Origin of the sequence: Rhizobium centroccidentale, from assembly GCF_030182565.1 — a bacterium.
Lineage (GTDB): Bacteria > Pseudomonadota > Alphaproteobacteria > Rhizobiales > Rhizobiaceae > Rhizobium.
Window position 1 is genome coordinate 220,416 of record NZ_JAQJCG010000001.1, and the last position, 20,754, is coordinate 241,169.

Here is a 20,754-nt window from a genome sequence, read left to right on the forward strand (position 1 = left end):
CTCCATCCCCGGCAATAAGTGACGGTTCGAAGAAATACAAAAAATCTATCGGTCTGCTGCACCAAGGAAGAATACGCTGCCTTGTTCCCGTGCACGATGCAATGATCAAAATATCGGAGCGATAGAGAACAGAATTTTTGCACGGCGGTAGCCGAGGCTATGCCGGAGGTTAGCGAAGACTTCGTGAAATACAGCGTTTCAGCCAGGAATGAGCCCACTCCCGGGAATCGAACATGGCTATTCGGGCTCACGAGACGTTTGTAACGGTGGCCACATATGTGCCACTCTGGGTTTCTCAGTTCAGAGGGCATCTTGGATGAGCCGATTGGCAATCGGCATCACTGACCAGCAACATAAGAGCCTAAAGGCTTTGGCGGCTGTCGTTTGGCATTGAGTCGGATTCTTCCTCAATTTCTGCTGGGCCGGAGTTGAGTTCGATTCTCTTCAGGTGATCTCATGGACGATATAGTATTACTTATCAGATCTGTCTTAATGTATATTTTCTCATCGACGTCAAAGATCAACGCTTAGCGGTATGTACCAAGATAGGTACTATCATATTAGTTGTATTTTGATGATTTGCGCGTAAATTTCCGGAGATTGACATATTTTGACGGATAATTAACGACGATCCCACATCCTTTTCTTGAGGAAATATTGGGATATGTTTCATGGCATCGATCCAGCAGAAAATCATCCTTGCAAGCGTTGCAATATTCGTGATTGCGGGCGGCGCAACTGGTGTAGGCATATGGTCTGCCTCGACCCTGACGCAGAATGCCGAGAAAATAGCAGGATCGGCTCAGGTTCTGCGTAATCACATGCAGGCGGATATGATGCATGATGCTTTAAGAGCGGATGTGCTGGCTGCATTGCTTGCTTCCGATCCCGCATCCGGCATCCGCTTTGAAACGGTCAACTCGGATCTTTCGGAACATGTCACCTCGTTTCGCGAGATGATTAAGGCCAACAAGGCGCTCGCGGCGGATCCGGAAACCCAAAAGGTGCTTGCCGGCGTCGAATCTCCGTTGCTGGCCTATATCGACAACGCAACCAAAATGGTGGCGACGGCGGAGAAGAATCCAGCCGGCGCCTTGAAGGCATTGCCCGATTTCATGAAGCAGTTTTCCACCTTGGAGGCTGCCATGGAAGAAGCGGGCGATCAGATACAAAAGGTATCGGAATCGATCTCGGCGGAGAGTACCCGCACAGCAAATTCCATTCGCGACTTCATGCAGGGGCTTCTCGGGCTGACGGCGCTGTTCTCCATCATGCTCTTCGTATTGTTCCGCAGGACCGTGTGCAAACCCATCCTGGCGCTTTGCGCGGATATGGCCAAGCTCGCGGGCGGCGAGACCAATATCGCTTGTGCGGGCATCGGCCGAAGGGACGAAGTAGGGACGATGGCACAAGCCGTCGAAGTATTCCGAAAGGCAGCGATCGCAAATAACCAGCTCGAAGCGGATGCCGCAAGGGACCGTCAGCAGGCGGAAGCCGACAGGATCGCTACCCAGCAGCAGGCGGAAGCCGATGCCGCGGAGCGTCTTCGGGTCGCAACTTCCGGTCTTGCCAGGGGGCTGAAGAGATTGGCATCGGGCGATCTTTCCTTTCAGCTTGATGAGCCATTTGCCCCCGATTTCGAAGCTCTTCGGCATGATTTCAATACCTCGCTGCAGCAATTGAGCAGCACATTGTGCGCGATTGCCGAGAGCATTGTATCGATTGACAGCGGCACGCAGGAGATCTCTTCCGGAGCCAACGATCTTTCCCGCCGAACGGAGCAGCAGGCAGCATCGCTTGAAGAGACCGCCGCCGCTCTCGATCAGATTACGGTCAATGTAAGCAATTCGAGCAAGCGGACGGAAGAGGCGCGGGCGGCAGCGACCGCCGCCGATCATAGCGCTACCCGGTCGGCTGATGTCGTTAGCAGGGCCGAGGAAGCCATGCAGCGAATAGAGAGTTCTTCCCAGCAGATTTCCAACATCATCGGCGTGATCGATGACATTGCCTTCCAGACCAACCTATTGGCGCTCAATGCCGGTGTGGAAGCGGCGCGTGCCGGAGATGCCGGCAAGGGTTTTGCAGTCGTCGCACAGGAAGTGCGGGAATTGGCGCAGCGCTCCGCTGCGGCGGCAAAAGAGATCAAGGTGCTGATCAATGCTTCTTCGGCCGAGGTCGATGGTGGAGTGAAGCTCGTGCGTGAAACGGGTGTCGCGTTGAAGGAAATCGGTGAGCGCATCTCCGGCATAAACCAGCACATGAACGCCATCGCCGCATCCGCCAAGGAGCAGTCGACTGGCCTTGCCGAGGTCAATGCGGCTGTCAATACGATGGATCAGACGACGCAGCAGAATGCGGCGATGGTCGAGCAGTCGACGGCAGCCTCCGCGGCACTTGCCGCTGAGGCCAGCAAGCTAAGTGAACTCGTATCTCAATTCCGCCTCGAGGCCGCGGCCTCTGCCAGTTCTGCGATCTTGCGGCAGACGGCGCGCGCCATGGCAGAGCCGGTTGCGCAAATGGCGCGCAGAGCGGTCGCCGCTGGCGGCAGAGCCGCTTCCGAGTGGAAGGAGTTCTGAGCGCTCCATGGGGCTTGGCGGCAGAGGGGCGTTTGTTCGTACCCTTTGTCATGTGACAGCAAACCGAAACCTCAGCTAAGGCATGTCGCGCAACGCCATGTACATCCGCGGCCCTAATGTTGGCGATGAAGATGCGGCGGTCTCTCCCGCAATGAGGCGCGGCGTGCGAGCTGACTGGATCTCTGGTAAAGATCTAAAAGATCGACCGCCGATGATCATTTTGGCAAAGTGACGCCTGAGATCTTCTCGCAAATGGCGATGAGGCGGTCTTGAAGCGCTGAATCATGCGCCTGCGGATTCGCGGTTCGGCGCTTCAGATGATAGAAGTATTCTCCCGTGACATCTGCTCTCGGATCGTCGCCGGCTGCCAACCAGGCTTGAGTCAGATGGGCCTGAGCCATGTCGTCGGGTGCGCCAGGGCCGCCCATCTTGGTCGGAACCCAGCCGGGCTCCAACGAATTCGAGAATGCGTCCTTCCAACGCCGCGCGATCGCGAACGCAAGCATCGCATCGTGCAGCTTGCTTTCGGCATAGGCCTCCGATCCGTTCCACCGGCGCTGTCTCCAAAGAATATCATCGAGATTGGCATCCGCATGATGGTGCATGCCGGAAGACAGGTAGACCAGTCGTTTCGGTGGTTCGACAAGTGCGGTCAGGATGTAGGCCGACAGCGTGTTTATGGCGAAGACATGCGGCAGTCCATCGGAGGTGAGGCGATGAGCTTCGCGATAGCCGACGGCAGCATTGTGGATCACCGCGTCGAACCGGCCGAGCTTGTTGACTTTGGCAGCCACATTTTTTGCGCCGGCGATTGTCTCGAGATCGCCGATCACGACCGCTTCCGCCTTCGGAAGGGCGCGCTGTGCATCGCTGGCGCGAGCCGGATTACGCGCATGAAGCACGACCTGGTGGCCTTGCTCGGTTAGACGTTCAGCCGCCATAAGGCCGAGGCCGGTGGACGAGCCGGAAATGAAGATGCGGGACATGAAACTCTCTTTTGGTAGCTAGCAAACAATGCTCACAGCCAATGTGGAACAATGGTCAGGATTGTGAAGAGCGGGGTGGTTAGGCACACCGTATGCCGCCAATTGATATTGTGGCGACCGCGGCGGCAAACGCCTTTAATGCGATATGCGGCGCTTGGGGTCGGTCAAGACTCTTCCCAGCTATCGTTGCCAACGGCCAAGGCAGCGGAGCCCTGTGTCTGGAATTGCGGCCGAACGCGTCGGTCAGCGGCTTGAACGGGTGGATGGGCTGGACGATTGAGCGGCTTGGCCGGTTGGGCGGTTCGCACCGCCTCGCCATATTTGAATTGCCCGAGCAGCTGAAACAGCGCAGCCGCCTCGCGTGCGAGACTGTGACTGGCCGCCGTCTGCTCTTCTACCATGGCGGCATTTTTCTGTGTGCTTTGATCGACTGTATCGACTGCCTGATTGATCTCGCCGAGAGCGGTCGACTGTTCTCTTGCGGCTTCGACGATGGCCACGACGTTGGTGTCGATCTCCTGGACTTGGGCGGCGATTTCCTGCAGGGCCCCGCCGGCATTGGTAACCAGGGCGACACCATTGGCGACCTGAGCGCCGGATGCCGTGATCAACGTCTTGATCTCTTTTGCCGCCTTTGCCGATCGTTGAGCGAGTTCGCGAACCTCTTGTGCCACAACGGCAAAACCCTTGCCGGCATCTCCGGCCCTCGCGGCTTCTACTCCCGCATTCAATGCCAAAAGGTTGGTCTGAAAGGCAATCTCATCGATAACGCCGATGATGCTGGATATCTCGCGCGAAGAGGCCTCAATCTGATCCATGGCACCGATGGCGTTGCGCACGACGCCGCCCGAATGCTCGGCGTGGGCTCTTGCTCGCGCAACAAGTCTTCCTGCCTCTTCGGCCCTTTGGCTGGAATTCTTCACTGTCGTGGTGATCTCCTCAAGGGCGGCAGCGGTCTCCTCGATGGAGGCTGCCTGCTGCTCGGTGCGCTTGGCAAGATCATCTGCAGCAACCCGTATCTCATTCGATCCGGAGGCAATCGCATGGGCGTTCTCCGCGACCGTTGCCATCGCCAGCTTCAGCTTGTCGGAGGCACTGTTGAAATCGGTTCGCAACCGCTCCAGCGAAGGAATGAAAGCCTTCTCGATCTCTTGCGAGAGATCGCCCTCGGCGAGATTTGTCAAACATCCGGCCAGTTGATTGACATTTTCAACGCGGCTGGTCACGTCGGTCGCGAACTTGACCACTTTGAAAACCTTGCCGTTAAGATCGAAAATGGGGTTGTAAGACGCCTGAATGTAGACCTTTCGGCCAGCTTTCCCGAGCCGCATGAATTCGTCCGCAACCAGATCACCGGCAGCGAGCTTCTTCCAGAAGTCTTGATAGGCGCTCGATGCCGTGTAGGACGGTTCGCAGAACATTGAATGATGCTTGCCTTGAATCTCCGTCAGTGAATAGCCGAGCGCCGACAGGAAGTTTTCGTTGGCCGTCAGGATCTCGCCGGTGGGAGTGAATTCTATCACAGCCTGCGCTCGCGATAGGGCCTCGATCTTGCCAGAGTCCTCGGCTGTCCTCAGCTTGCTTGCCGTAATATCGGTAGCAATCTTGACGACCTTGACTGGCTTTCCGCGGCGAAAGACCGGATTATAGGAGGCTTCGATCCAAACCTCCCTTCCGCCCTTACCGATGCGCTTATACTGCTGCTGATCGAAATGGCCGGCCGCAAGTTTTGACCAGAAGGCTTTGTACTCCCGAGAGCCCGCATAAGCTGGCGCGACGAACATGCTATGATGTTTCCCGGCGATCTCCGCCAGTTCATAGCCAAGTGCTAGACAAAAGCGTTCATTGGCAGTGAGGATCCTGCCGGCAAGATCGAACTCGATCATGGCCTGCGATTTTGACAATGCGGTAAGAACAGCAATGGCATCTGAGCCACGATCAAAGATAACCATTCGATCATTCCTGTATTTGTTCGGAATATCCGAAGTTAAATTGTAGTAAAACTTACTGTAAACTGTTTAAAATGCTATTAACCATAATCTGAATCTGCTAATATTATATTATAGTGATCTGGGAGGGCGAGAAGTTCGAGCGCCGCGGATCTGATCATCCTTTTGAAGTAGCGCCGACACCAGAAGGTGGGGAGAAGCGGCGGGAATCCGTGCCGGTGCTGCGTTTCATCTACCCCTTTATGGTGAGTTTCCAAGCTACAGATAATACAATGGTGGTATTTAGCAAAATAATTGATCTTATAAGTTGTATCCGGCCGGTTTCGCCGAGGTCCGAGAAGCCAAAGATGCACAAATAAGCCACATGTTTCACTTGCGTGCGATGGGCTTCGATTTTTGCCGTAGTGGGTATAACGGCTGCTATTGTAGTGGGATGGCCTGAGAGGCTGATCCCAATCCGGAGATGGCCCTTTTGGATTGCTGATCAATTATTGGGCAACCTGCGGGTCAGGCGCTCGCACAATCTTAGCTATATTGCGGCGCACAAAAAACCGTGCCACGATCCATGAATTCTTTCGGGAGGAAGAATATAGCGCATTCATCAAAGGATCTATGGCTATGTTTCCCTTTCGAAAAAGCAAAGATGGCAGAAATAATGATGCGTCGGTGAGATTGGCATCTTACGCTGTACTTGGTATCATGGGTACAGTATTTGCCTCATCCGCATTCCCTCCATTCTTCACGTCGACTTCTACTCGCGCTGTGATCAACGCACCGCTTGTGCCGCTGACAACGCCGATCAGCGGCAAGGTGACGTCGCTCGGCGCGGCTGGCGAAATAACGGTCGAGAACGATCGCGTCGACAATTCGACCTTGATCGGCCTGAAGGTTCAGCTTGCCGCGCTGCGCAACGAGATGGAACAGAAGAATTCGATCGTAGGGGATTATGCCCAGCGTATCGGCGACCTTGAAAACGACCTTTCAGGCCAGCAGGCGGCACTCCTCGTCAGGATCACTGCTGATCTCAAGGCCGCCGAGGCGGCTCTTGAGATGGTGACCTATTCGTCCCGTATCGCGAAAGCCGAGGCGGCCCGTAAACTCAGGCTCATGGCTCGGGGTATTGCCGCCGGCAGCGAAGGCGAGGTCGCCGATATGGTTCGTCTGGAGGACACCAAGCTGGAAGCCGCCAAGCTCGCCGTTGCCAAGCTTGCCTCGGAACTTGATTTTGCCCGCCAGGGTGTCTATGTCGGCGCCGACCTGCAGTCGCTGCAAAATCTCCAGCAGGAAATACGCACGCGCAAGGCCGACCTCCTGCAGATCAAGTTGCTGATTGCGACGATGCGCTCGAAGGAGACCGAGCTCGGCTCGCTCGTGACGACGGAGGCGTTGCGGGTCGACAGGCTGGCGCGGGCCGATTTGCATGTTCCCTCGACGAGCCAGCTTTACAAGCCGGTGGCTGCATCCGGACGCGAAGTCACGGCCGGCGACACGCTTGCTGAAACGCTCGACTGCCGAGACGCATTTGTCGTCGCAATCTTTTCCGAGCGGCAGGCGCAAGCCCTCGCCGTGGGATCGAAGGTTGATGTCAATGCCGAAGGTTGGTCGCAAGCGGCAAGCGGCGTCGTTGAGCGGCTGGTTCCTCGTACGACCGACAGGGTGGATCTCGATTACGCCGTTCCTTTCCCGCCGACGGAGCGTCGCGAGCTTTATGCGTACATCCGGCTGACAGAGCCCGGCCAGGCAGATTTGCGAGACAGCCGGTTCTGCTCCGTCGGCACGTGGGTCGACGTGACGATGCCGCAGGAATGGCTTCAAAAAACGCAGCATTATATACGCGAGGCATCGACCTCGCTCATTGGCATAGCCCAGGCATCCGCCGCGCAATGGCCCACCGCCAAAACGGAACTGACCGGTCTCGTCCGGCGGTCGGCCGAACGGTTCGGCGTGCTCAATCTGGAGGAGCGCGTTGCAAAGGGCCCTCGGGACATGCGCGTCAGCTGGAGGATCCTCTATCCCCAGCCTCGGCGTGCCGAGGCGCATGCCGTCGAGCTCCTCAACGACCGAATGAAAGCTGCGCCGGTGAAAAGCTGACGTAAGCCGCCGCGGCACCCGGCAGCCCGTGATGGATCGCATCCAAGCTGAAGTCAGGGAGAAACAGATCGTGTTCTTTGATTCCGACGACGATTTATTCAGCGTTCTGACCTTCGATCTTGTCATCGCCGCTTGCGCGATGCTGTTCGCAATGCTCGCGAACCCGAAGAGACCGTTCGAGCGGGCTGCATTCAGTCTGCTCATGCTCTTGTCGCTCGGGCTCTACCTTTCGTGGCGCGCCCTCGACACGCTTCCGCCTTTCGAGCTTTCTGCCGAAGTGCTCTGGAATTATGTTTACTTCCTCTTCGAGGCGGTGTCGGTGCTTTACGCCATCGGTTCGATCCTGATCCTTCTGAGAACGAGCGACTGGACGAAGGAGGCCGATCGCGGTGAAAAAGAACTGGCGGCCACGGCGGACATTCCTTCCGTCGACGTGTTCATCTGCACTTACAACGAGCCGCTGAATGTCCTGGAAAAATCGGTCATATCTGCCCAGGCGATGAACTACCGCAGGCTTCGGATTTTCGTCTGCGACGACACCCGTCGCCCGGAAGTGCGCGACTATTGCGCACGCGTCGGCGTGAATTATCTGACGCGCCCGGATAACAAGCATGCCAAGGCCGGCAATCTGAACAATGCCTTGAACCATACGAACGCGCTCGCCGAGATTTCCGATTTCATCATGGTTCTCGATGCGGATTTCGCCCCTCAGGCAAATTTCCTCAATCGCGTCATCGGTCTCTTCAAGGATGGGAAGGTCGCCGTCGTGCAGACGCCGCAATTTTATTTCAACAGCGATCCGATCCAGCACAATCTCGGCATCCGGCGCTCCTTCGTCGATGACCAGCGCGTCTTCTTCGACACGTTCCAGCCGGCCAAGGATGCCGTTGGATGCGCGTTCTGCGTCGGTACCAGCTTCGTGGTACGCCGCGCCGCCGTCAATGAGATCGGCGGCTTTCCGTATGATGCACTGTCCGAGGATATGCTGCTCACCTATCGCCTGATGGAGCGGGGCTACGTGACACGTTGGCTGAATGAGAAGCTGAGCGTCGGCTTGTCGGCCGAAGGCGTTCCCGAATATATTACGCAGAGAACTCGCTGGTGTCTCGGCACTATTCAGATCGGCCTCTTGCACGATGGACCGCTCTGGCGCGGCAATTTCACGCTCATCCAGCGTCTGCATTATTTGCACGGGCTGTTCTGTTGGCTGTCGAAGCCTTTCATCCTTTGCCTTTTGCTGGCGCCGTCCGTCTATTGGCTGACCGGAGTTCCGGCGTTGCAGGCCGATGAACTGCTTTTCATGAAATACGGCCTCAGCTCGCTCTTCCTGTTCTGGACCTATTCGACGTGGATCTCCGAAAGGCGCACGCTGCCGCTCTTCACCGAGGTCACCCATGCCTTGACGGCCGTGCCGATCACGATCACCCTGTTCCAGGCGATCCGCAAACCCTTTGGCCGCCCTTTCAAAGTGACGGAGAAGGGAGGGGACAGGTCCACGATCCGCGTTCACCGCCCAACGGCGCTGTTTTTCGGCTTTGTAGCGGCCTTGTCGGGCCTGTCTGTCGTCAGGGTTGTCTATGGCTGGGATGCGCCCGTCGAATTTTCCGCACGCGAATGCCTCAATCTCGTCTGGTCGTCGGTGGCGATGATCATTGCGTTCACGAGCCTGCTTTGCTGCATTGAGCTGCCGCGCTTCGGACAGGAGGAGCCGATCGAAGTCCGGCTTCGCGGGCGGCACCGGGCCAATGGACACATCGGCGATGTGACGATAACAGCCCTGTCCACGGAAGGCGCGACGCTGGCGGAGCACGGCCCGGCCGGTGCGAAGGACGAGGCGGTGTTCATCCCGGAAATCGGCTGGATTTCCTCCCCGGCCAGAGCGGCGCCATCATCGACGGCCTTCTGCCTTATGCCGACGCCGGAGCAGCACAATGCCATCCTGCGGCTGCTTTTCAGGAGCGCGCCCGACAACGTCGCGGAACGGGGCGATTTGCGCAAATCAATGCACATGCTCTTGACGCGTGCCTTCTCCTGATGGGCGGGCAGGACCATTCGACAGACGCGGGGTGACATATGCGAAGCTCTATCAGGGCCTTTCTGACCGGCGCGGTCGTCATATATTTGATGCACGCGGCATGGGCCGGCGAGGAACGACACGTTCAGCTCGCCGCCAAGCTTTGCGCCGGCCTCGTTGCGCACATGAGCGGCGAGCCGGCGCAACCTTTCGTCTTCCGCAGCTACGAGCCCGCGGACAATGCTTCGCCGCTCCATCCCGCGCTTGAAAATGCCGGCTTTACCTACGACAACGCACTGGCGGTGATGGCGCTATATGCCTGCGGCCGAAAATCTGAAGCAGGCCGCGTCGCCGATGCCCTGGTGCTCGCTCTGAAGGCGGATCGATTTTATCACGACGGACGGTTGCGAAACGCCTATCGTGCCGGCCCGGTTGAGGGTAACGGCAGCATGCTGCTTCCGGGCTATTGGAGCCCGATCAGCAAGTCCTGGATTGAAGACGACTACCAGGTCGGCAGCGCGACGGGCAGCACGGCCTGGGGTGCGCTGGCGCTACTGACCGCTTACGAGCAGACCGGCCGAATGCCCTATCTGGACGCTGCTCGAACGATCATGAACTGGATCCATCGCAGCACTGCAGATCCGCAGACGCCTGGCTATTTCGGTGGCTTCTTTGGTGAGGAGCCCTCACCAGAACGCATCGGCTGGAAATCCACGGAACATAATCTCGACGTCTATGCGGCGGATCGCTGGCTTGCCGGGTTCGATCCCATGGGCGACTGGACGCATCACGCCGAGAAAGCGCGCGCGTTTCTGGAGGTCATGTGGGATTTCGAGGACGGCCGCTTTTTCGTCGGAAGTCTGCCCGACAGCGATGCGCCGAATATGAAGATGTCGGGTCTCGATGCCGAATTGTGGCCGCTCATCGCTGTGCCGTCCTACGCATTCAGGCGCGCGCGCGTCCTGGAATGGACGAAACGCAATCATGGCGTTGATGGCGGTTTCGACTTCAACAACGACCGAGACGGCATCTGGCTGGAGGGCACTGCCCAAGCCGCCCTCGTGTTTCGTCTGAGCGGCAGGGCGCAAGAGGCCGAACCTTTGTTCGAAACGATTTCCAGGCAAATTGCCCCCGACGGGCTGCTCTATGCCACGGTCAACGCTGAGCTATCGACCGGCCTGAAGGTCGGACCCGACTCCGCGTCCGTTGACTTCAATTACTTCCGCCTTCCCCATGTCGGAGCGACGGCATGGGCTGTGCTTGCTGCACTGAAGCGCAATCCTTTCATAGGCACAGACGGTCAGTCGGCGAGCCGTTAGAGTTTCCCGGAAAAGTGCGAAGCGGTTTTCGTCTGGAATTGCGAAAAAACAAAGGGCGATTTCGTAATTCCATATTGTTCGCTCCTGCACCGAGCCGTGAGCGGGGCTTTTTCCGAGTCGAAAGCGCCGGCCACTACGACTTGTATTACAAGCCGGAATACGTGAATCAGGCTACCGACCGGCTCCCGGTGTTTTATTCGAAGCATCTGATCACGTAGTTGCTGCTCCAGGCTGGTCCGGAACGGTCTCCGTGAGCCACTTGATATCGTCAGTCACAATTTTTGTTTTCTCGGCTGCTGCTGTCGAAGCATTCGATCAGCATTTCGGTCAGCACGCGCACTTTTCTTGAGGAATGCTGCCCTGGCGGGCGAACGACGAAGATCCCGGCCGGCGGCGGCGGATGATTTTTCATGACTGTCACCAGAGCGTCGGAATCGAGGTAATCCTGGGTGAGGCCATCGGGGAGCACAGCGATACCCAATCCTGCCGAAGCGGCGACGACGAGAGCAGCGCCGTTGTCAGCCTTGAAACGGCCCTCCGGGCGGATGGTCAGGATCTTGTCGCCATCCATCATCTGCCACGTTTCCATTCCTTGCATAAGCGCCTGATGGGTCACGAGATCGGCGCTGGCGTCCAGCTTCCCCTTAAACCGCTCAATATTTTCAATCACATATGAAAGGGCGGGGCAGTCACGGACATTAGGGCTCTTCCACCAAGAAATTCAATCTGTTCGTGAACTTGCGGTATAAAAATAGGGCGCCAGATCGCGTGTCAATTAATTCAAGGGTAAGATGAAGAAGATTCTTTTGCTCCAATACTGATGGGGGCTTTATGGGAGGGATTAGCTCGCAACTGCCTACCAAGGCAAAAAAGGTCTGGCAATTCGACAGAGCATTCGGTCATCATGGGTGTCGATGGAGACCCTCAGGAGAGTCCCTGACGCTCAACAATATGCCCAGTGAGGAGAGGCAGCTCCTTGAAGAAGAGAACCCGAACAGCCATGCAGGGTGTCAAACGCGTCAAATGATTAATCGTGCGTTCAGGGTGTTGCCGCTAGTTAGGCGACAACGATTGCCCCGGTTGCTGTCAAGTGGGGCGCTGCAACGAAGATCTCAGGCTCCCGGTTCTCGTTTCTAGAAACTCGCATTCGAGAAACGACCCGACAAAAGCGAAAGACACATGTCGTCAAAAAATATTGCAAACGATTCTGCTTCAACTCCCCAGGTGGCTCATTCGGATCGCGAATTCGGAATCCGCGCCGCTCTTCTATCGAACGAACAGTTGAGAGCGAATGCTGCGAAGTTTGCTGAGAGTCGCACGCTCGATCTGGTCGGGTTTAAAGACTTCGATTTTTATCTCCGGCACAAAGAGAACGAGAACGAGATTCTCAGGGTCTATCGCGCTGCTGCCGCGGATGTGGACGCCGGTGAGAGCATTACGCCAGCTGCCGAATGGCTGCTCGACAATCACTACATCGTCGAAGAAGCAATTCAGGAAGTACGCCGCGACTTTCCGAAGAAGTTCTATCGTGAACTGCGCAAGATCAAGCTCGACGGCGTGGAGGTGCCGCGCACCCTTGCGCTCGCCTGGCTTTACATGGCGCATGCGCACAGCAATATAAGCAATGCCGGAATGACCGCTGTAACGGAAGGATTCCAGGATCGCGAAACACTGCGGATCGGCGAACTCTGGGCGCTCCCTTCGCTGGTGCGCTACGTGTTGATCGACAATCTTCGCCGGGTGGCATCGCAGATCGATAAGAGCCGCGAAATGCGCGCGGCCGCCAATGCAGCGGCTACCGAGGTAATTTCGCTCGGTGACGCCGGCGCAGCGCAACATCTGGAAACGCTCGCTGCCAATCTCGACGACACGACCTTCGTCACGCAGCTGCACTATCGTCTTCGCAATGCGCTCGAGCCAACCGAAGCTGCCTTGAATTGGCTCGAAGGCAAGCTTTCCGCTAAGGGAACGGATGCCGAAGCTGTCATGTCGGCCGAGCAGACCCGTCTTGGCGCAGCCAATGCGCTCATGGGCAGCATCATCAAGAGTCTGCGCGAGATCAACGACACCGACTGGTCCGAATGGGTCGAAGAGGTCAGCACCATCGACAAGCTGCTCTGGCAGCAGACGGACTATGCCGAGCTCGATGCCGGATCTCGCAACAGCTACCGCCGTCAGATCGAAAAGCTTGCAAAGCGCTCCGACAAGACGGAAATGGATATCGCCGAGGCCGCCGTGAGGCTGACCGACCGTGCAAAAAATGAGAGCAGGGACGGATCAGCGAGCAATATCGGCTACTATTTCGTCGGCAACGGGCGCCCGGCACTCGAGGCGGAGATCGGTTTCCGGCCGACGCTCGGCCTGCGGTTCATGCGGATGGTCCGCAAGCTGAACTGGCTATCGATCGCCGTTCCCGTACTTCTCCTGACATTGCTGGCGCTGGTCCTGGTCGAGTGGGTGTTCGTCGACGCCGGCATGCCGCTTTTTGCGACCATCGTTCTGCTGCTGATGTTCGCGCTCCCGGCCTCCGAAGGTGCCACCGGTCTCTTCAATTTCTTTGCCACCTTCTTCATCACTCCGGATCGTCTCGTCGGCTATGAGTTCAAGAAGGGATTGCCTGCAGACGCCCGCACGCTCGTCACCATTCCCTCCCTGATCGGCAGGCGCGAGCATGTCGATGAGCTCGTCCGCAATCTTGAGGTGCATTACCTTGCCAACGCCCGCGGCGAGATCTATTACGCACTTTTGACCGACTGGCCGGATGCCGAGGAAGAACAGACCGCCCGCGATCTCGAAGTGCTCGATTATGCGCGCAGCAAGATCGCCGAACTGGAATCACGCTACTCGGAAGAAGGCAAGCAGCGCTTCTATCTCCTGCATCGCCGCCGGCAGTATAACCCGGCCGAGGGCGTCTGGATGGGTTGGGAGCGTAAGCGCGGCAAGCTGCACGAGCTCAACATGCTGTTGCGCGGCAGCCCAGACACGAGCTTTATCGCAGGTGTCGATGTTGTGCCGGCAGACGTCAAATATGTCATGACGCTCGACAGCGATACACGCGTTGTACGTGATACCGTCGTCAAACTCGTCGGCAAGATGCATCATCCGATCAATCGCCCGGTTTTCGACGACAAGAAGCAGCGCGTCGTCGATGGTTATGGCGTACTGCAGCCGCGCGTGACGCCATCGCTGACCACGGGCAAGGACGCGTCGACCTTCCAGCGCGTCTTTTCGGTCAATCGCGGTCTCGACCCTTACGTCTTCGCGGTTTCCGACGTTTATCAGGACATCACCGGCGAGGGTACCTTCACCGGCAAGGGCCTCTATCACGTCGACGCCTTCGAAGCTTCATTGAAGGGCCGTATCAGCGAGAACTCTATTCTGAGCCACGACCTGCTCGAAGGCTCGATGGCTAGATGCGGTCTGGTGACGGACTGTGAGCTGGTCGAGGATTTCCCAATCCGCTACGAAGTCGAAGTCTCGCGCCAGCACCGCTGGGCTCGCGGCGACTGGCAGCTTATTCCCTACATTTTCGACGAGCGCCGTGGCATTACCGCGCTGGGCTGCTGGAAGATGCTCGACAATTTGCGTCGCTCACTGACGCCGATCGCCTGGTTCTTCGCTTCCGTGCTCGGTTGGTACTGGATGGATCCTTTCGGGGCGCTCATCTGGCAGATCCTGCTGATCTTTAGCCTGTTCGTCGCCCCGACATTGTCGCTGATCAATGGCATCATCCCGCGAACCAGCGACATCATCCTGCAGGCGCATCTCCACACCGTCTGGAAAGACATTGAGAATGCCAACGCCCAGGTGGCGCTGCGCATCATCTTCATCGCCGACATCGCCTGCGTCATGGCCGATGCGATCGTCCGCTCGCTCTACCGCATGTTCGTCAGCCGCAAGCTGATGCTGCAATGGCGTACCGCTGCAAGCGCGCAGGCCATGGCCCAAACGACGATTCTCGGTCATTACAAGGTCATGTGGCGCGCCCCGCTGCTGGCCATTTTGGCGCTGGTCTTCGCAGCCTCTTCCGGCGACATCGCCTGGCTGGTCGGGCTTCCTTTCGTGCTTCTCTGGGTGCTGTCGCCAGCCATCGCCTGGCTGGTCAGCCAGACGGCGGAAACCGAAGATCGGCTCGTCGTCCCCGATCACGTCCGCAACGAATTGCGCAAGATCGCGAGACGTACCTGGCGCTATTTCGATCACTTCGTCGTTCCCGATCAGCACTTCCTGCCGCCCGACAACGTTCAGCAGACGCCGCATGCCGTCGTTGCCATGCGTACGTCTCCGACCAATATCGGCGTCTATCTCTTGTCGGTCATCTCGGCGCGTCGTTTCGGCTGGATTTCGTTCGAGGACGCGGTCAAGCGCATCGAACAGACGATCGAAACTGTCGAAAAGCTGGAAAAATATCGTGGGCACCTGTTCAACTGGTATCATACCGATACGTTGAAGCCGCTGGGCCGGAAATATGTGTCCTCGGTCGATAGCGGCAATTTTGCTGGCCATCTGATTGCCGTTTCATCGGCGTGCCGTATCTGGGCTCAGTCGCCGCTCGCCCATATCCATACCGATCTCGATGGCATCGGCGATGTCGCCGCAATTCTGCGCGAGGTGCTTTCCGAGCTCGATGACGATACACGCTCGAATCGCTCGCTTCATGACCGGCTCGACGGCCGGATTGCCGAGCTGGAAGCGGCGGTCGCGACCGGCAAGCGCGAGAAGGAGTTCTCCTCGGGTCTCATTGAACGATTTGCAGGACAGGCTCGGGAAATCCGCGAGCTTGCCGGAAGCCTCGACAGGGAAGTCAAGACCACGCGGAGCGAGGAGGTTGTCCATTGGGCGGAGAAGCTGGTCGAAACCTGCGAACTCCATCAAATCGACAAGGCTTTCGATCCCTCGCAGGCGCCCGACATCAGCGAAAGGCTGACGCGGGTCGGCAATCGCGCCCGCGAAATCGCCTTCGACATGGATTTCAGCTTCCTCTATCGCCCGGAACGCCGGCTGCTGTCGATCGGCTTCCGCGTCGAGACGGAGGAAGTGGATGCCGCTTGCTACGATCTGCTCGCTTCTGAAGCGCGTCTGACGAGCCTCTTCTCCGTAGCAAAGGGTGATCTGCCGACCGAGCACTGGTATAAGCTCGGCCGCCACGTGGTGCCCGTCGGTACGCGCGGCGCGCTGGTCTCCTGGTCCGGCTCGATGTTCGAATATCTGATGCCGCCCCTCGTCATGCAGGAGCGCAGCGGCGGGATTCTCAACCAGACCAACAATCTGATCGTTCTCGAGCAGATGAACTATGCGCGCAAGCTTGGCACGCCATGGGGCATCTCGGAAGCGGCCTTCAACGCCCGCGATCATCAGATGAACTATCAGTACAGCAACTTCGGGGTGCCGACGCTCGGTCTGAAACGCGGTCTCGGCCAGAACGCCGTCATCGCACCTTACGCCTCGCTGCTGGCCAGCCAATACAATCCGGTCGCAGCCCTCGAAAACCTCGATCGGTTGCGGGCCGTCGGCGCGCTCGGCATGTATGGTTTCCATGATGCCGTCGATTTCACGGCAAGCCGCGTGCCTGAGGGCAAGCAATGCGCAGTGGTTTACAACTACTATGCGCACCATCACGGCATGTCGATTGCCGCTGTTGCCAACGTGGCTTTCGATGGCCTGCTGCGAGAGCTGTTCCATGCCGATCCGGTAATCGAGGCTGCCGAACTGCTGCTGCAGGAAAAGGCGCCGCGTGACATCCCCGTTATGGCCTCGAAGCACGAAACCGATGCGCCCGCGACCATCCAGGGCGACCTGATGCGTCCGGAAGTGCGTCGCCTCGAAGACCCGGCATCGCGCGAGCGCGAGTTGCTGCTGTTGTCGAACGGCCGTTACTCAACCATGCTGACGGCGACCGGTTCCGGCTACAGCCGTTGGAAAAACCTCTCCGTCAATCGCTGGCGCGCCGATCCGACCGAGGATCGATGGGGATCGTTCGTCTTCATGCGCGACACGGCATCGAACGAATGGTGGTCTGCGACGGCAGAGCCGCGTTCGATCGCCAACGAGCATGTTCGCGTAAGCTTCAGCGACGACAAGGCGGAGTTCATCAAGACCGTCGGCGAGCTGACGAGCGAAATGCAGGTCTTCGTTGCCAGCAACTACGATGCCGAAGGCCGCCGTCTGACGATCAGCAATACCGGCGCGGAAGACCGGGTCATCGAAGTCACTTCCTACATGGAGCCCGTTGCAGCGCTCGATGCCGTCGATACCGGTCACCCGGTCTTCGCCCGCATGTTCCTCAAGACCGAAATCGCCGAGAATGGCGATGCGATCTTTGTCGAGCGCCAGAAACGCGGTGTGACGGATCCCGACGTCGCCATCGCCCATCTGATCGTCGATACGTCGGGCGAAGATTTGCCGACTCACTATGAGACGGATCGCATGCGCTTCCTTGGACGGGGTCGCACGCTGACGGAGGCTGCGGCCTTCGACGCCGGTGCGGAACTTTCCAATTCCAGCGGCTTCACGATGGACACCTGCTTGTCGCTGCGTCGGACGCTCCGCGTGCCGGCAGGAGAGAAGGTCAGCGTAACCTTCTGGACCATTGCCGCGGCCGAACGCGCCGAACTCGAGGCGGCGGTTGAGCACTATCGCCAACCGGAAAGCTTTGCCCAAGGTCTCGTTCAGGCCTGGACGAGAACGCAGAGCCAGCTGCGCCAGATCGGCGTCAATTCGAAGGAGGCGGCCGCCTACCAACGCTTTGCCCGCTACATCATTTATCCGGATATGGCTCTGCGCGCCGACAACGAGGCGGTCCGTAAGGGGCTGAATTCGCAGTCCGTTCTTTGGGGCGCTACCTTGTCGGGCGATGCACCCCTGATGACCTTGCGCATCACCGACGAGCTCGGCACGGATCTTGTCAAGGAACTGTTGCGTGCGCAGGGCCTCTTGCAGTCGCGCGGAGTCGAGGTCGATCTCGTCATCTTCAACGAGCGCACCGGTGAGGCGGCTGCCGAAATGCAGCGGACCATCGACCAGCTCTGTGATGCGGCGCGTCACGCCAGCGAGGTCGCCGGCATCCAGCGCAATATCTACGTCCTGCGCAAGGATCTGACGACACCGGAGGCCTATGACGCCATCATCGCCGCCTCGCGCGTCGTGCTGCGCGGTCGCGACGGCAGCCTCATCGATCAGGTGCAGAAGGCTCGTTCCGTTGCCGGTTCGCCTGCGCTGCTTGGTCAGTGGGGCGATTCCACCCTGGTGCCGCGTATGGTTCGCGACACTGCCGGGATCTCTCCGGTCGATGGCAGCGATCTTGCCTTCTGGAACGGCTATGGCGGCTTTGCGGCCGATGGCAGCGAATATGTCGTGCGCCTGTCCGGCGGCGAACAGACGCCGCATCCGTGGGTCAATATCGTAGCCAACGAGAGCTTCGGCTTCCATGTCTCGGCGGAAGGTGCTGCCTTCACCTGGAGCCAAAACTCCCGCGACCATCAGCTGACGCCCTGGACCAACGACATGGTGACCAACCGGCCAGGTGAGGCCTTCTATTTGAAGGATCTCGATCGCGGCTCCGTCATCGTGCCGTACGCCTCACTCGCGCAGCGCGTAGACACGCGTTTCGAAGCCCGTCACGGGCTTGGCTATTCGATCTTTTCGACGGTTCAGGACGAGATTTCCTTGGAGGTCACCCAGACCCTCGACATGGAAAAGCCCGTTAAGCTGACGCAGCTGCGCATCCGCAATGATGCGGGTGAAGCACGCAAGCTGCGTCTTTACGGCTACGCTGAATGGATTCTCGGCAACAACCCGACCAAGAGCAAGCCCTTCATCATATCGAGCTTCGACAGCGTGAGCGGAGCGGTCTTTGCGAAAAATCCGTTCAGCGTAAACTTCGGGACGCGCGTCGCAGCTTTTGCGGCAAGTGAAACACCGTCGAGCGTCTCCACCAGCCGCCGCGAATTCATCGGCCGGCACGGAACGATCCAGCAGCCGCGCACGGTCTCGGCCGGCTCGCGGCTATCCAATGCCGTCGACCTCGATGGTGATCCGGCGGCTGCCATGGCATTCGATCTGACGATCGAGCCCGGCGAAGTGCGCGACATCTGCTTCTATATGGGTGACGCCGCCTCGCAGGAAGAAGCCGCCGCTCTCATCGCCGAGATACGCTCCGTCGGCTTTGGCGACGTTCTTGAGAAGACGCGTGGGTTCTGGAAGACCTTCACCGGCAAGACACGTGTCTCGACGCCGGACCAACGGCTCGACTTCATGGTCAACAATTGGCTGCCTTATCAGACCTATAGCTGCCGCATCATGGCTCGCACCGCCTTTTACCAGTCGAGCGGCGCGTGGAACCTGCGCGACCAGCTGCAGGATTCGCTGGCCTTTCTGCTGCATTCGCCTGAAATCGCACGCAAGCAGATCCTCAATACCGGCCGCCGTCAGTTCCCGGAAGGCGACTTTCAGCACTGGTGGCTGGCAGACAGCGGCGCGGGCGTTCGTACGAACATCTCCGACGATCCGGTCTGGCTCGCCTATGCCGTCGACCAGTATTGCACGGTGACCGGCGATAGTTCGATCATGGACGAGATGCTGCCCTTCGTCGAAGGTGCACAGCTCAGCCCCGGCCAGTACGATGCCTTCCTGCAGCCGCGTGTTTCCGACGAGACCGCTTCGCTCTACGAGCACGCCGCACTTGGCCTCGATCTCGCAATTAAGCGCACGGGCGTCAACGGCCTGCCGTTGATGATGAGCGGCGACTGGTGCGACAAGATGGATCGTGTCGGCATCGCCGGTCGCGGCGAGAGCGTGTGGCTTGCATGGTTCCTTGCGGGCGCCTTGCGCCGCTTCATCGCCTATGCCGAAAAGCGCGGCGACAAGCAACGCGTCAGCCGCTGGTCGGATCATCTGGCAAAGCTCAAGGTCGCGATCGAAACGGCCGGTTGGGATGGCGAATATTATCGCCGTGGCTATTACGACAACGGCGCGCCTCTCGGCTCCAGCCAATCGGCGGAAGACAAGATCGACTCGATTGCGCAGTCCTGGAGCGTGCTCTCGGGTGAGGGTGACGCCGACCGTAGCGCTATGGCCATGAACGCGGTCCTCGACAAACTGGTTGACAACGAGGGCAAGCTCATCCGCCTGCTGACGCCGCCCTTCGTGAAGCCGGTCAATGATCCCGGCGTGATCAAGGCCTACCCGCCAGGCGTGCGCGAAAACGGTGGCCAATATACGCATGCCGCCATGTGGACGGCCCTTGCGTTGGCCCGGATGGGTCGAGGCGAAGACGCCTGGCGCGCTGTCGAAATGCTGAACCCCATCAACCACGCGCTCGATAAATCCTCTGCGGAGACCTATCGCGTCGAGCCTTATGTGATCGCCGGCGACGTTTATGGCGAAGGCGACCTTAGGGGCCGTGGTGGCTGGAGCTGGTATACCGGGTCGGCCGGATGGTTCTACCGCACGGCGCTCGAAGGCATCCTCGGCATCCGTACTGAGAACGGACGGTTGCACGTCAAGCCTGTCTTGCCGGCAGGCTGGAACGGCTATTCGGCCACCCTGGAACTTCCAGACGGCAGGTACGAGGTCTCGGTTTCGAAGGCGGATGCGGCCGGAGGATATTCGGTCGCCATCAATGGGACTGTCGTCGACGACCTTCAGGAAGGATATTCGCTCGCGTCCCCGTGAGCGAAGTCCCCTAGCAATTCGAAGTCCGCAATGTGATTTGCGGTTGCTTGCGCTGCTGGCGGTCAATTGTGGGCACTTCGGTTCCTCGTTCGACGAGGAACCGGTTGTGACATTTGCACCAGCCCAATCCGCGAGCGAAGCGGGGAA

At 58.6% G+C, this 20,754-nt stretch carries 8 protein-coding genes and 1 pseudogene; 6 read left to right on the plus strand and 3 right to left on the minus strand.

The window, feature by feature from the left end:
- Positions 1–316 precede the first annotated feature (316 nt).
- Together PH562_RS30705 and PH562_RS01035 are read left to right on the plus strand one after the other, a co-directional pair.
- A complete protein-coding gene (locus PH562_RS30705; RefSeq protein WP_350223765.1) occupies positions 317–394 on the plus strand; it encodes a hypothetical protein in 78 nt (25 codons plus the stop codon).
- 277 nt (positions 395–671) lie between these two features.
- Entirely contained in the window at positions 672–2,576 is a 1,905-nt protein-coding gene (locus tag PH562_RS01035) for a methyl-accepting chemotaxis protein (protein ID WP_285171012.1), read from the plus strand.
- Positions 2,577–2,791: 215 nt separating this feature from the next.
- On the opposite strand, the gene PH562_RS01040 is transcribed toward PH562_RS01035, so the two are convergent.
- Both PH562_RS01040 and PH562_RS01045 read right to left on the minus strand, forming a co-directional pair.
- Positions 2,792–3,562: an SDR family NAD(P)-dependent oxidoreductase gene (locus tag PH562_RS01040; protein WP_285171013.1), complete on the minus strand. Its 771-nt coding sequence runs from the start codon at positions 3,560–3,562 to the stop codon at positions 2,792–2,794.
- 164 nt (positions 3,563–3,726) lie between these two features.
- Positions 3,727–5,514 (minus strand): methyl-accepting chemotaxis protein, encoded by a 1,788-nt coding sequence (locus PH562_RS01045; RefSeq protein ID WP_285171014.1) that lies wholly within the window; start codon positions 5,512–5,514, stop codon positions 3,727–3,729.
- Positions 5,515–6,273: 759 nt separating this feature from the next.
- Here PH562_RS01045 and PH562_RS01050 point away from each other — a divergent pair.
- From PH562_RS01050 to PH562_RS01060, 3 genes are read left to right on the plus strand one after another with little or no spacing between them, the layout of a single operon-like run.
- The gene (locus PH562_RS01050; RefSeq protein ID WP_285171016.1) at positions 6,274–7,602 is read left to right on the plus strand and encodes an HlyD family secretion protein; all 1,329 of its coding nucleotides are present in this window, start codon (positions 6,274–6,276) and stop codon (positions 7,600–7,602) included.
- Positions 7,603–7,633: 31 nt separating this feature from the next.
- Positions 7,634–9,637 carry a glycosyltransferase family 2 protein gene (locus PH562_RS01055; protein WP_483315302.1) on the plus strand — a complete coding sequence of 668 codons (2,004 nt, stop codon included), beginning with the start codon at positions 7,634–7,636 and terminating at the stop codon, positions 9,635–9,637.
- Positions 9,638–9,675: 38 nt separating this feature from the next.
- A complete protein-coding gene (locus tag PH562_RS01060) occupies positions 9,676–10,935 on the plus strand; it encodes a hypothetical protein (RefSeq protein ID WP_285171019.1) in 1,260 nt (419 codons plus the stop codon).
- A gap of 268 nt (positions 10,936–11,203) precedes the next feature.
- Here the strand turns inward: PH562_RS01060 and PH562_RS01065 are convergent.
- Positions 11,204–11,557 (minus strand): annotated as a pseudogene (locus PH562_RS01065) (LysR substrate-binding domain-containing protein); the annotation flags it as partial.
- A 557-nt stretch (positions 11,558–12,114) separates the two neighbouring features.
- Between PH562_RS01065 and PH562_RS01070 the strand changes: the two are divergent.
- On the plus strand, positions 12,115–20,607 hold the full coding sequence (locus tag PH562_RS01070) for a glycoside hydrolase family 94 protein (protein WP_285171021.1): 8,493 nt from the start codon (positions 12,115–12,117) through the stop codon (positions 20,605–20,607).
- Positions 20,608–20,754 lie beyond the last annotated feature (147 nt).

What these genes read in the sequence shown, in the direction of transcription:
- PH562_RS01070 (WP_285171021.1), top strand. Translation starts at nt 12,115, where the DNA reads ATGTCGTCAAAAAATATTGCAAACGATTCTGCTTCAACTCCCCAGGTG.
- PH562_RS01060 (WP_285171019.1), top strand. Translation starts at nt 9,676, where the DNA reads ATGCGAAGCTCTATCAGGGCCTTTCTGACCGGCGCGGTCGTCATATAT.
- PH562_RS30705 (WP_350223765.1), top strand. Translation starts at nt 317, where the DNA reads ATGAGCCGATTGGCAATCGGCATCACTGACCAGCAACATAAGAGCCTA.
- PH562_RS01040 (WP_285171013.1), bottom strand. Translation starts at nt 3,562, where the DNA reads ATGTCCCGCATCTTCATTTCCGGCTCGTCCACCGGCCTCGGCCTTATG.
- PH562_RS01035 (WP_285171012.1), top strand. Translation starts at nt 672, where the DNA reads ATGGCATCGATCCAGCAGAAAATCATCCTTGCAAGCGTTGCAATATTC.
- PH562_RS01055 (WP_483315302.1), top strand. Translation starts at nt 7,634, where the DNA reads ATGGATCGCATCCAAGCTGAAGTCAGGGAGAAACAGATCGTGTTCTTT.
- PH562_RS01045 (WP_285171014.1), bottom strand. Translation starts at nt 5,514, where the DNA reads ATGGTTATCTTTGATCGTGGCTCAGATGCCATTGCTGTTCTTACCGCA.